This is a genomic window from Jutongia huaianensis, assembly GCF_014384985.1.
Classification (GTDB): Bacteria; Bacillota; Clostridia; order Lachnospirales; family Lachnospiraceae; genus Jutongia; species Jutongia huaianensis.
Window position 1 is genome coordinate 79,438 of sequence record NZ_JACRSX010000001.1, and the last position, 13,312, is coordinate 92,749.

Here is a 13,312-nt window from a genome sequence, read left to right on the forward strand (position 1 = left end):
GTTCTTTTCTGCCGGATCACATCACAAGGAAAACAATTCCTGTATGGAACGAAACAGCTCCAATATATATGGGATCACCCATAAAAGCACCAGGATCAGTCCGGACAGACTCACGAGAAATGCCTGTTCCTCCCTCCCCGCATGCTTTAAGATCTGTCCCATCACGGAAACAAGAATTCCCACCGCTGCGATCCGAAAAATCAAGTTTATGCTCATGCCTTCCCGCCTTTCCCGTCTTATAATAGTAATATAACCATAAAGATTCCTCCGGTGACCCCTGTCAACCGATATACTCTCGCCTGTGCCTTGTATTCTGCTTCTGCCTCCAAAGCCTGTCTGTGCAGCCGTTCCCGGAGAACCTGCAGCGTCTGCAGCTGTGTCTTACGCTCCAGCGTCCCCAGCTGCATTCCAACCTCCTGCCACAGAGCCACATCCTCCTTGTCCATCCCTTCGGCAAGCCTGCTCCCGGCAATCGCTTTTTTCCACAGATCATATAATGTTTCCTGCTCAATTCCTTGAAACTGCCGGCACAACTCCTCAAAAAAACTTCCAAAATAACACATCTTCCCTGCCAGGATCTGAAACAGCTCCGCCACATCCACCGCAGCATATTCGATCTCTCCATATAAAAAGATCAGAATCTGTTCCATTTCCCGCAGCAGTTCGATCCGTCTCCGCCTTCTTGCCGCCAGCCACATTCCACATCCCCAGCTTCCCGCAAGTGCCATTATGCTTCCGGTAATCTTTAACAGGATCTGCAGCTTATTCACTTTTCCTCCCCCCTTTCCTCCATCACCGACGGATATGCCAGATAGGTCCCTCTTTCGTCAAAAATCGCTTCCACCCTTCCAATCTCCTGAGAGGAAAGCAGCACATATCTCTGAAAAACTCTTTCCCGGACAAGTGCACCGAGGATCGGTTTCTTTCGGATCTCCTCCATACTGCGTCCGTGAACAGTTGCCAGAATCTTCACCCCACAGTTCATTACATATTCCAACGCTTCCACATCCTCCCGGAATCCGATCTCATCCACTGCGATCACCTTCGGGGACATGGAGCGGACCAGCATCATCATTCCCTCCTTTTTGGGACAGCAGTCCAGAATATCGGTGCGGTATCCCAGATCGTTCTGGGGTTTTCCCTGATAACAGGCTCCCAGCTCAGACCGTTCATCCACAACCCCAACATTAATCCCCCTGCGTCCCTTCCCTCCATTGGATAACTGACGGATCAGATCCCGCAACAAGGTGGTTTTGCCACACCGGGGCGGTGAAATGATCAGGGTATGATAAATACTGTCTCCATCCACCAGATAGGGAAGAACCTTATCCCCACAGCCAAGAACCTGATGTGCCAGACGGATATTGATAAACGATATATAACGCAAATTTTTTACCTGCTCCTTCTCTAATACAATTTTTCCTGCCACCCCCACACGGTGACCTCCCTGAATCGTAATAAATCCCTGTTTTAACTCTTCCTCAAAAGCATACATGGAATAATTGCTGATCCTCTCCATAGTCTCTTTCACATCCTGTCTGGAAATCATCAGTGGATTATCGATTCCGTGACACAGGGTTCCGTTTTTTGCCACACAATATTCCTGTCCCTGATACACAAGCATCAACGGTGCCTCTGCCCGGATACGGATCTCCTGAAGAAGTTTAAAATCAATATCGAGTTTTTCCAGATATTTCCGGGGTTCTCTTGCAATCACCCGCAGCACTTCATTTTTCTGTCCCATCACTTCACCCCCGTTCTTTTTCAATATATGTATGGGACAGGCAGATATTCCAAAATATTCACGAAATGTTCCCAAAACTTTCATTGCAAATCCTATCAAAATGTAATAAAATAAAATTATGTGAGGTGAAAAAAAACCTCAACAAGGAACATTGTTCCAATACAATGTTATTCACGAAAAATAAAGAGAAGAAAGGATGATAAACAACAATGGAAAACATGCCAAAAATGAAAATCGGTATTGTTGCAGTAAGTAGAGACTGTTTCCCAGAGTCACTTTCTGTAACAAGAAGAAAAAACCTTGTCAAAGCATACGCTGACAAATATGATGCAGAGGACATCTATGAGTGTCCGATCTGTATCGTAGAGAGTGAGATCCATATGGTACAGGCTCTGGAGGATATCAAGAAAGCAGGATGTAACGCACTCTGCGTATACCTTGGAAACTTCGGTCCTGAGATTGCAGAGACACTTCTTGCAAAGCATTTCGACGGTCCTAAGATGTTCGTGGCTGCTGCTGAGGAGACTTCCGCAAACGGCGGTCTTATTCAGGGCAGAGGTGATGCATACTGTGGTATGCTCAATGCAAGCTACAACTTAAAGCTCCGTAATGTAAAGGCTTACATCCCTGATTATCCGGTAGGTACTGCTGAGGAATGTGCAGATATGATCCATGAGTTCCTTCCGATTGCTAAGGCTGTATATGCTTTAAACAACCTCAAGATCATCAGCTTTGGACCACGTCCACTGAACTTCCTTGCATGTAATGCTCCGATCCAGCAGCTCTACAATCTGGGTGTTGAGATCGAGGAGAACTCAGAGCTTGATCTGTTCGAAGCGTTCAACAAGCATGCAGACGATCCACGTATCCCTGACGTAGTAAAGGATATGGAGGCTGAGCTCGGTGCAGGCAATAAGAAGCCTGAGATCTTAAATAAGCTGGCTCAGTATGAGATCACACTTCTTGACTGGATCGAGGAGCACAGAGGATATCGTAAGTTCGTTGCACTTGCCGGAAAGTGCTGGCCTGCATTCCAGACACAGTTCGGATGCGTTCCTTGCTATGTAAACAGCCGTCTTACCAAGATGGGTATTCCTGTTTCCTGTGAGGTTGATATCTATGGTACCCTCAGTGAGTTCATCGGTACTGTTGTCAGCAACGATGCTGTAACTCTTCTGGACATTAACAACACCGTACCTGCTGATATCTACAACGAGGACATCAAGGGCAAGTTCGATTATACACAGAAGGATACCTTCATGGGCTTCCACTGTGGAAATACCGCTTCTACCAAGCTTTCCTTCTGCGAGATGAAGAACCAGATGATCATGGCTCGTTCTCTTCCTGTAGAGGTTACAAACGGTACACTGGAGGGAGATATCATTCCTGGAGATATCACATTCTTCCGTCTGCAGAGTACTGCTGACGCTAAGCTTCGTGCTTACATCGCAAACGGTGAGGTTCTCCCTGTGAAAACACGTTCCTTCGGTTCCATCGGTATCTTTGCGATCAATGAGATGGGTCGTTTCTACCGTCATGTACTGATCGAGAAGAACTTCCCTCATCATGGTGCTGTTGCTTTCGGTCACTATGGCAAACAGCTCTATGAGGTATTCAAATATATCGGTGTTGATGTTGAGGAAATCGGCTACAATCAGCCAAAGGGTGTTCTCTACAAGACTGAGAATCCGTTCTCATAAAACAGGTATCAAACTGACACTTTAGAAGCTTACAGAATTTTCCTGTGACTTCTATATGCCAGAGCGGCGGCAACATGCCGCCGCTCTTTTTATCACATAAACAGAAAGGATATTTTCTATGAATTATTTAATTGGTATTGATTTAGGTACTTCCTCTACCAAGACAGTTCTCTTTGATGAGGAAGGTACTGTGATTGCCTCTGCAGGCAAGGATTATCCACTCTACACACCAAACAACGGCTGGGCAGAGCAGAAGCCGGAGGACTGGCGCGATGCTGCTCTTGAGACCATTGCAAAGGTTGTAAAGGATTCCGGCGTAGCAGCTGACGATATCAAAGGCTTAGGTATTTCCGGTCAGATGCACGGTCTTGTTATGCTGGACGAGGCAGGCGAGGTGATCCGTCCGTCTATTATCTGGTGCGACCAGCGTACCGAGAAGGAATGTGAGGAGATCACAGAGAAGGTCGGTGCAAAGCGTCTCATCGAGATCACCGCAAACCCTGCTCTGACAGGCTTTACTGCCTCCAAAATTCTCTGGGTCCGCAATCATGAGCCGGAGAACTATGCAAAATGTAAACATATTCTCCTTCCAAAGGATTATGTCCGTTACATACTGACCGGTGAGTTCGCAACAGAGGTATCAGATGCTTCCGGAATGCAGCTTTTGGACGTACCGAAGCGTCAGTGGTCTGATGAGGTTCTGGAGAAGCTTGACATTGATAAGAGTCTCCTTGCAAAGGTATATGAGTCACCGGAGGTAACCGGTACTATCCTTCCTGAGATTGCAGAAAAGACCGGTCTCTCTACTTCTACAGTTGTAGTCGGAGGTGCCGGGGATAATGCTGCGGCTGCAGTAGGAACCGGTGTTGTAGAGGACGGAAAAGCATTTACCACCATCGGTACCAGCGGTGTCGTATTTGCTCATTCCAGTGATATCTCCATCGATCCAAAGGGACGTGTTCATACCTTCTGCTGTGCTGTACCGGGTGCATGGCATGTTATGGGTGTTACCCAGGCTGCCGGCTATTCTCTGGCATGGTTCCAGGAGAACATCGGCACCGAATATGCCCGCAAAGCAAAGGAACAGGGCTGTGGTGCCTTTGACCTGATCAATGCCGATGTATTAAAAACTCCGATCGGCGCAAATCGTCTGATCTATCTTCCATACCTCAACGGTGAACGTACTCCTCATCTGGACGCCAACTGCCGTGGTGTATTCTTCGGTCTTTCCAGCATGCATACCACTGCAGATATGGCCCGTGCCGTTATGGAAGGTATCAGCTACTCCCTGACAGACTGTAACGATATCATCCGCGAGATGGGGATCAATGTTACCGAAATGATGGCCTGCGGCGGTGGAGCAAAGAACGGTGTTCAGCGTCAGATGATGGCTGATATGTTCGGCTGTGATGTAAAGACAGTAACCGCTACTGAGGGACCGGCTCTCGGTGTTGCAATCCTTGCCGGTGTCGGTGCCGGTATCTACGACAGTGTAGAAGACGCATGCCGTAAGATGATCCATACAGATCCTGAGAAGGAATGTCATCCGGATGCAGCAGCAACCAAGGAATATGACAAGTTCCATCAGCTTTACAAGAAGCTGTATACCGATCTGAAGGACGATTATCAGACTCTTGCAAATCTGTAAAAAGTAAGATAATCTATTAAAAATACCAAATAAAACTTTTCAGCGCAACAGCAAATAACTGTTGCGCTGTTTTTATGAGTTCACATATTTTTTGACACAACTCTTTAAAGTGTTTATACTATTAAAATAGATTTTATATTTTATAATTGAATTTTCAAAAGGAATGATCTTATGAAGGAAACGGAAAAAATATCAGAGGACGAATACCTCACCTGCGAACGGCGTCATGTCTTTTTTGTCTTAATGGGAGTCGCCGGATTTTTCGGTGCATTTACCTACTCGATCCGTGGTGGTATCTTCTGCAACGCCCAAACAGCAAACTTTGTTTTATTTGCCATGGCATTAGGCAACGCCCAATGGAAACACGCACTTTACTTCTTAGTTCCTATGAGTGCTTATTTTCTCGGTGCAGTTCTGTCAGAAGCTCTGCCAAACAGCATCAAGAAGCTGCAGTTTATACGCTGGGATACCCTGTTTATTCTGATTGAAATGATCGTCGTAGTCTTTCTGGGGCTTCTGCCGGAAAGTGCACCGGTCCAGATTTCCCAAGTTGCCATCAATTTCATCTGTTCCATGCAGTATAACACCTTCCGGCAGGCAAGAAGTGTGCCCATGGCAACTACCTTCTGTACTAACCACTGGCGTCAGGTGGCCATTGCCATGACAAAAGCCATCCGCCACCGGGATGCCGCTTATCTTCCCCGTATGACACAGCATCTTTGTATGCTGCTGGTATTTGTGGTGGGCGGCGTACTCTCCACAATACTTTGTAATCTCTTTTTAGGAAAAGCCATCTTCGCTGCACTGATCCCACTGATGATCGTATTTATTGATCTTCTGTATGCAGATCTGAAACGGGAAAAAGGAGCTCTGGGACGGATTCCCCATGGACATTGAAAAATATTTCTGTATGATTTTATAAAATCAGCTCATACTATTCCTGGTGATTTACAAAACGATAGTAATATTTATTTCATTTTGAAAGGAGCATTGGTATGAGTCACGCCAAAAATGGCACAACAGGTTTCAATCATATGAACAAACGCCAGCTTGCTGAGGGACTTGAATTTCTTGATGATCTGACAGAAGAGGAACGAAAACGATTTGAAGCATTGCCCGATGAGGACAAGCATCGCTGTATTGCCCAGAATCTGATCAGCCACCAGGACGACAAGCTTTGGGCTGATGATATTGGCATCAGTCAGTTAGAGGGGCGGATCGTCACAAAGAGTTTTCAAGGATAAAAGATCTTTACTAAACAAAACGCCGGCCGCACATGTATTCCCATGTACGACCGGCGTCTTATTTATCCATGATTTAATTTTTACGAACAGATTTATTTTTGCAATTTCTATTAGTCAGCAAAAAGCTGGGTGGAAAGATATCTGTCACCGGAATCCGGCAGAAGTGCTACGATCACTTTCCCCTTGTTCTCCGGACGTGCAGCCAGAATCGTTGCAGCCTTCAGTGCTGCTCCGGAAGAAATACCAACCAGAATACCTTCGCTCTGGGCAAACTTCCTGCCCTCCACAAAAGCATCATCATTTGCAATTGTAAGAATCTCATCATATACATCTGTATTTAATACCTTTGGCACGAAACCTGCACCGATTCCCTGAATCTTATGTGCTCCCGGTGCTCCACCGGAAAGAACAGGACTGGTCTCTGGCTCTACGGCAACAATCTTAACATTTGGATTCTGCTCCTTGAGATACTCACCGATTCCTGTAATGGTTCCACCGGTACCTACACCTGCTACGAAAATGTCTACCTTTCCATCGGTCTGCTCCCAGATCTCAGGACCTGTGGTTGCTTTATGTGCTGCCGGATTGGCAGGATTGTCAAACTGTCCAAGGATTACAGAACCCGGTGTATTTGCCTGCAACTCCTCTGCCTTGGCAATGGCACCCTTCATACCCTTTGCACCTTCTGTCAATACAAGCTCTGCTCCATATGCTTTTAATAATGTACGACGCTCAATACTCATGGTATCCGGCAGGGTAAGCACTGCATGATATCCCTTTGCCGTTGCAACTGCTGCAAGACCGATTCCTGTATTACCGGATGTCGGCTCAATAATGGTAGCTCCCGGCTTTAAGATGCCCTTCTTCTCTGCATCCTCGATCATTGCAAGGCTGATACGATCCTTAACGGAACCTGTCAGGTTCAGATATTCCAGCTTCGTCAGGATCGTTGCATCTGTAACGCCTGCTGCTGCACTGTATTTGCCTGCTTTTAATATTGGTGTTCCTCCGATCAGCTCTACTGCACTCTCTTTAATCTTTGCCATAATAATATCCTCCTTCATACTCTGAACATTCTGCTTCTCTGATCTCTCTGCCTCAGAAACATTCCCGTCTGAAGACCTGACAATCAGTTGTTTTTCTTTATTTATACTATTCATAGCGTGTTTGTATGAATTGATTTTATAATGGTATTATATTCCTTCAATTCCTATCTGTCAATAGGAATTTATAAAATCTCACAAAATTTATGAATGAGCAGCCCATAAGGTCTGCAAACCATCCCAATGATCACGCAAAATCCCATAATATTTCTTATGTCAGGAAAGTGAAATTACGATTTTTGCTTGTTACAGTTGAAACGTCCGGGAGGCTGTGATCTGAAAATTGACGCAGATCGCTAGGTTTTCTGAAAAATCTTTGCTTTGCAATGTTTCGATGAATACGTGTCTGGACGACTGAGCCTCCAGGGTGGACTCAGTTGTTTCGGTGGGCACGCTTCCGCTACAATGCGCTACGCAGCACTACATAGCATCCTATAAAACAGGATGCAAGTAGTGGCGAGCGCAAGTGCCCTCGAAACACCCGAATTCCACCCTGAGGCGAGTACGGGAAGACACGTTCATCAAACATCGAAACAGCAAAGCATTTAGATTTTTCGAAAACCGTAGGGCGACAAGACAATTTTCAGACACATCCCCCGGACAGTTCAAATACCTAAAAGCAAAATCATTTACAAAGTCATGAGACATAAGAAATATTATGGGATACATCACTTTGGTTATGGTTTGCAGACCTTATGGGCATTCAGACATTCTTTATTCTTGGCGGCAGAGTTTCGTTATCTTTCTAATAACGGCTGATTTCCTCGGATTCGTCATCACTTTTACGGATTTCCCGGATGATAACATCATATTTGACTCCATTTTCCAGTTCGATGGTAACGGTGTCTCCCACGCGATGCTTGAGAAGACATTTTCCCATCGGCGATTCGATGCTGATCATATTGTTCATCACATCTGCCCGGATCGTGGTGACAATCTTATATACTTCCTCACAGTCGTCCTCCGGCACATATACTACAACGGTGTCATTGAGTCCTAATTCTTCTTCTCCGGCATCGTCTTCTACGATCTGTGCCGTCTTGATCATGCGCTCCAGATAGCGGATCCTGCTTTCATTGCGGTTTTTTACCTTTTTGGCAGCTTTATATTCAAAGTTCTCACTGAGATCTCCTTGGGCCCTTGCCTCTTTCACGTCTTCCAGAGCTTCCTTTCGCACCACCAGTTTGCGATGTTCCAGCTCCTTTTCCATTTTTTCAACATCCTGCTTTGTCAAACGATCATACATAATTCCGTTCTCCTTTTCTATTGATTGTTGCGGTAAAATACAATTCCCATTGACAAACTACGTCAATGGGAATTGTATTTTATATTCAGATCTTTTATTAGCGATAAATGATCTCGCTTCTCTTTGGTCCGTTAGATACCATTGTGATCGGCACACCGATCTCTTTCTCGATGAATTCGATATAACGGCGGCAGTTTTCCGGCAGCTTATCATACTCGGTAATGCCTCTGATATCACAGTTCCATCCGGGAAGTGTCTCATAAACAGGCTTTGCCTTTGCCAGCTTAGCAGTTACAGGGAAGTCTTTTACAACCTCTCCATCGATCTCGTAACCAACGCAGACCGGAATCTCCTTGAGATATCCGAGACAGTCAAGAACGGTCAATGCAACCTCGGTTGCTCCCTGAATCTGACAGCCATAACGGGATGCTACCGCATCGAACCATCCCATACGGCGTGGACGTCCGGTTGTTGCACCGTACTCTCCGCCGTCACCACCACGTTTCCGAAGCTCCTCAGCCTCTGCCTCGTCATGGATCTCACTGACGAACTCACCGGCACCAACTGCACTGGAGTAAGCCTTTACAACAGTAACAATTCTCTTGATCTCATACGGAGGAATTCCTGCTCCGATGGCACCATAAGCAGCCAGAGTAGAAGAAGAAGTAACCATTGGGTAAATACCATGATCCGGATCCTTGAGAGAACCAAGCTGACCCTCCAGAAGGATTCCCTTGCCCTCCTTGATTGCCTGACGAAGATAAGCGGATACATCACAGACATAAGGTGCAACCATATCACGATACTCGTGAAGTGTATTTAAAAGCTCGTCCGGATCTAACTCCGGCTTATTATAAAGATATTTCAGAGTAACATTTTTCTGCTCGCAGATCCGTGCGATCTTGTCCTTTAAGACGTCATCATCGAACAGCTCGGATACCTGAATACCAATCTTTGCATATTTGTCAGAATAGAATGGTGCAATACCTGATTTGGTAGATCCGAAGGATTTCTTGCCCAGACGCTCCTCCTCATACTGGTCAAATAAAATATGATACGGCATCAGGATCTGTGCTCTGTCAGACACAAGGATCTTTGGCTTTGGCACGCCCTGTTCTACCAGAGAATTTACCTCTTTAAACAGGTAAGGAATGTTAAGTGCAACACCGTTTCCGATCACGCTTGTGGTATGATTGTAAAACACACCGGATGGAAGAAGATGAAGTGCAAATTTGCCATAGTCATTGATGATGGTATGACCTGCATTGCTTCCTCCCTGAAAACGTACGATGATATCGGACTTCTCACCTAACATATCGGTGATCTTTCCCTTTCCCTCATCGCCCCAGTTTGCTCCAACGATTGCTGTAACCATAATAGCCCCCATTTCTGCACTGCCCTGACTACATTCCCCATGCCCGGCAGTACTATGATGACATGGGGATGGATCAGCGTTTTCTGTCGTTAATCCGGCATACGAAACACTGATCCTGTAAATTGATTCCTACACGTTTATTTCTGATTTCATTCCCAGGATCTCCTGATTCTCATCGAGAATCGGCTGGACAGTCTCCTGAATAAACTCCTCTACCTGCGAAGCGGAACGTCCTGTATATCTTGATGGCTCCATCAATGCCTGCAGCTCCGGCAGCGTCATCGGGAATTCATCATCTGCAGCGATCAGCTCCAGAAGATTATTCTCTTTGCCTTCCTGTTTAACATTCTTACCTGCTTCCATAGAAAGCTGACGGATCTTTTCATGAAGCTCCTGTCTGTCTCCGCCTGCCTTGACCGCATCCATCATGATATTTTCTGTGGCCATAAACGGAAGTTCTGACATCAGACGTTTCTCAATGACCTTATCATAAACCACAAGACCGTCTACGACATTGAGCACCAGATCCAGAATACCATCTGTAGCCAGGAAGCCCTCCGGAACACTGATACGCTTATTGGCAGAATCGTCCAGAGTACGCTCAAACCACTGACACGCCGAGGTAAACATCGTATTAGTTACGTCTGCCATCACATAACGTGCCAAAGAGGCAATACGCTCACTTCTCATTGGATTTCTCTTATATGCCATTGCAGAGGAACCGATCTGGTTCTTCTCAAACGGCTCCTCAATCTCCTTCAGATGCTGAAGAAGACGGATATCATTGGAAAACTTATGTGCACTTGCAGCGATACCAGCCAAAACATTTACCACTCTGGTATCCAGCTTACGGGAATAGGTCTGTCCGGATACCGGGAAGCACTCCTTAAAGCCCATTTTCTTGGCAATGATATGATCCAGTTTCTTAACCTTCTCCTCGTCCCCATCGAAAAGCTCCATAAAGCTTGCCTGGGTACCGGTGGTCCCCTTAGATCCTAAAAGTTTCATATGATCGATCACATGATCCAGATCCTCCAGATCCATCAAAAACTCCTGCAGCCACAGAGTTGCTCTCTTGCCTACAGTAGTCGGCTGGGCCGGCTGGAAATGAGTAAATGCCAGTGTCGGCTGTGATTTATACTTCATTGCAAATCTGGAAAGCTCATCAATGACATTGATCAGCTTATTGCGGATCAGATGAAGCGCCTCTGTCATAATGATAACATCTGTATTATCTCCAACATAGCAGGAGGTTGCTCCCAGATGGATGATGCCCTTTGCCTTTGGACACTGAACACCATACGCATATACATGAGACATTACATCATGACGTACCTGCTTCTCTCTCTCCTTAGCAACATCATAATTGATATTGTCAGCCTGGGATTTCAGCTCCTCAATCTGCTCCTTTGTGACAGCAGGATTGCCGTTTTCATCCAGAAGACCAAGTTCATTCTCTGCCTCAGCAAGCGCAATCCATAAACGTCTCCAGGTTTTGAATTTCTTGTCTGGAGAGAATATGTACTGCATTTCTCTGCTGGCGTATCTCTCAGACAGTGGACTTGTGTATCTGTCGTTGCTCATATCTAACCTCATTTCCGTGCTTTTTCGCACACCTTGTTTTATAATTCAGTATCAGTGTCTCTTGTGCTGACACAAATGACATTGATACCTTTCACACTGGTCTTTTATTTATCATAATCTCCACGGATATCCTCCTGAGGCGGATCCACAGGATAATTTCCGGAAAAACATGCATTGCAGTATCCCTGATCCCCATCGATCAGCTCGCTGAGTCTGTTCAGATCGAGATATCCCAGAGAATCTGCACCGATCATTTCAGCAATCTGCTCTACTGTATGGCTGAACGCCGGCAACTGATCGCTGGACGGTACATCTGTTCCAAAGTAACATGGATATTTAAACGGAGGTGAGCTGATGCGTACATGCACTTCGCTTGCCCCTGCATCCTTTAACATCTTCACAATACGGGCACTTGTTGTTCCACGGACAATGGAATCATCTACCATAACAACCCGCTTACCTCGGACAATCTCCCGAAGCACATTCAGCTTCACCATCACGCTGGACTCTCTGGCTGACTGCTTTGGCTTGATAAACGTCCTGCCCACATAGCTGTTTTTGACAAATGCTGTGCCATATGGAATGCCTGACTCCAGTGCAAAGCCCATGGCTGCTGCATTTCCGGACTCCGGAACACCTACAACAATATCTGCATCCACCGGATGCGTCTGTGCCAGGATCCTTCCGGCAATGATCCGGGAGCTATGTACACTGATTCCATCAATGTAGCTGTCCGGTCTTGCAAAATAAATATACTCAAAAATACATTTTGCGTGGTTTTGGGTCATCAGAGACTTGTCCGATGTTATTCCCTCCGGTGTAATGGTGACGATCTCTCCCGGCTCTACATCGCGGATAAATTCCGCTCCAACAGTATCTAAAGCACAGGACTCGCTGGAAAGCATATAGGCTCCATCTCTCTTACCGATACAAAGCGGACGAAATCCAAAGGGATCTCTGGCTCCGATCAGCTTCCGGGGACTTGCCACTACCAGGGAATACGCTCCCTTGATCTTTTTCATGGCTTCCTTGACTGCTTCCTCAACCTTTCCCACCTTCAGCCTCTCTCTGGCGATCAGATAAGCGATCACCTCAGAGTCAATGGAGGTCTGAAAGATTGCTCCACTCAGCTCCAGTTCTCTTCGAAGCTCCAGTGCATTGACCAGATTACCGTTATGTGCCAGAGAAAGTGTGCCTTTAATGTAATTGAGTACCAAAGGCTGTGTATTCTCCGCAATGCTGGCACCTGCCGTGGAATAACGGACATGACCGACTCCGATATCCCCCTTCATCTTGCCGAGGTTTTCCGCATTGAATACCTCATTGACAAGTCCCATTCCCTTGACCGAAGAGGAATTGCGTGGAGGACCGTCCGTACGGCTGACTGCAATACCGCAGCTCTCCTGTCCTCGGTGCTGGAGGGAAAACAGTCCATAATAGATCGTAGATGCTACATCTCTGCCTTCCATATCGTACATTCCAAATACTCCGCACTCTTCTCCTAGCTTTGGTTCTTCCGCCTGATGAAGCAGGCAGCCGGAACAATGGCATTTTTCACATGATGTCTGTTTGTTACATTTGGTATGCTCACTCATTTTTGTCTCCATTCTTATGCAATTGTCCTAATACCCCTATTAACACAAGATATATTATATCAATTCCACGAAA

At 46.0% G+C, this 13,312-nt stretch carries 12 protein-coding genes; 4 read left to right on the forward strand and 8 right to left on the reverse strand.

Annotation, left to right across the window (positions count from 1 at the left end; genetic code table 11):
- Nucleotides 1–21: 21 nt before the first annotated feature.
- Genes spoIIIAC through spoIIIAA form a run of 3 tightly spaced genes read right to left on the reverse strand, consistent with a single transcriptional unit; the run spans nt 22 to nt 1,744 of the window.
- Complete coding sequence (gene spoIIIAC, locus H8704_RS00360; protein WP_022464853.1) at nt 22–216, reverse strand: stage III sporulation protein AC; 195 nt, start codon at nt 214–216, stop codon at nt 22–24.
- 20 nt (nt 217–236) lie between these two features.
- Nucleotides 237–770, reverse strand: coding sequence for a stage III sporulation protein AB (locus H8704_RS00365; protein ID WP_022464854.1), 534 nt, complete (start codon nt 768–770; stop codon nt 237–239).
- Complete coding sequence (spoIIIAA, locus tag H8704_RS00370; RefSeq protein ID WP_249296870.1) at nt 767–1,744, reverse strand: stage III sporulation protein AA; 978 nt, start codon at nt 1,742–1,744, stop codon at nt 767–769. The genes H8704_RS00365 and spoIIIAA overlap by 4 nt, the downstream gene beginning before the upstream one ends.
- Nucleotides 1,745–1,953: 209 nt before the next feature.
- Between spoIIIAA and H8704_RS00375 the strand changes: the two genes are divergently transcribed.
- The 4 genes from H8704_RS00375 to H8704_RS00390 all read left to right on the forward strand — a co-directional run bounded on the left by H8704_RS00375 (nt 1,954) and on the right by H8704_RS00390 (nt 6,336).
- Nucleotides 1,954–3,444: an L-fucose/L-arabinose isomerase family protein gene (locus H8704_RS00375; protein WP_249296871.1), complete on the forward strand. Its 1,491-nt coding sequence runs from the start codon at nt 1,954–1,956 to the stop codon at nt 3,442–3,444.
- Nucleotides 3,445–3,562: 118 nt separating this feature from the next.
- Complete coding sequence (gene xylB, locus H8704_RS00380) at nt 3,563–5,092, forward strand: xylulokinase (protein ID WP_249296872.1); 1,530 nt, start codon at nt 3,563–3,565, stop codon at nt 5,090–5,092.
- Between the two features lie 171 nt (nt 5,093–5,263).
- Entirely contained in the window at nt 5,264–5,989 is a 726-nt protein-coding gene (locus tag H8704_RS00385; RefSeq protein WP_249296873.1) for a YoaK family protein, read from the forward strand.
- Between the two features lie 98 nt (nt 5,990–6,087).
- Nucleotides 6,088–6,336 carry a hypothetical protein gene (locus H8704_RS00390; protein WP_118678006.1) on the forward strand — a complete coding sequence of 83 codons (249 nt, stop codon included), beginning with the start codon at nt 6,088–6,090 and terminating at the stop codon, nt 6,334–6,336.
- 110 nt (nt 6,337–6,446) lie between these two features.
- On the opposite strand, the gene cysK is transcribed toward H8704_RS00390, so the two are convergent.
- From cysK to purF, 5 genes are all read right to left on the reverse strand, one after another.
- Nucleotides 6,447–7,382 carry a cysteine synthase A gene (gene cysK / locus H8704_RS00395; RefSeq protein ID WP_022464860.1) on the reverse strand — a complete coding sequence of 312 codons (936 nt, stop codon included), beginning with the start codon at nt 7,380–7,382 and terminating at the stop codon, nt 6,447–6,449.
- 802 nt (nt 7,383–8,184) lie between these two features.
- Nucleotides 8,185–8,685, reverse strand: a complete 501-nt coding sequence (locus H8704_RS00400) for a GreA/GreB family elongation factor (protein WP_249296874.1) — start codon at nt 8,683–8,685, stop codon at nt 8,185–8,187.
- A gap of 97 nt (nt 8,686–8,782) precedes the next feature.
- Nucleotides 8,783–10,060 (reverse strand): adenylosuccinate synthase, encoded by a 1,278-nt coding sequence (locus tag H8704_RS00405; RefSeq protein ID WP_118678042.1) that lies wholly within the window; start codon nt 10,058–10,060, stop codon nt 8,783–8,785.
- 129 nt (nt 10,061–10,189) lie between these two features.
- Nucleotides 10,190–11,644: an adenylosuccinate lyase gene (gene purB / locus H8704_RS00410; RefSeq protein WP_022464863.1), complete on the reverse strand. Its 1,455-nt coding sequence runs from the start codon at nt 11,642–11,644 to the stop codon at nt 10,190–10,192.
- Between the two features lie 104 nt (nt 11,645–11,748).
- On the reverse strand, nt 11,749–13,239 hold the full coding sequence (gene purF / locus H8704_RS00415) for an amidophosphoribosyltransferase (protein ID WP_022464864.1): 1,491 nt from the start codon (nt 13,237–13,239) through the stop codon (nt 11,749–11,751).
- Between the last annotated feature and the right edge of the window lie 73 nt (nt 13,240–13,312).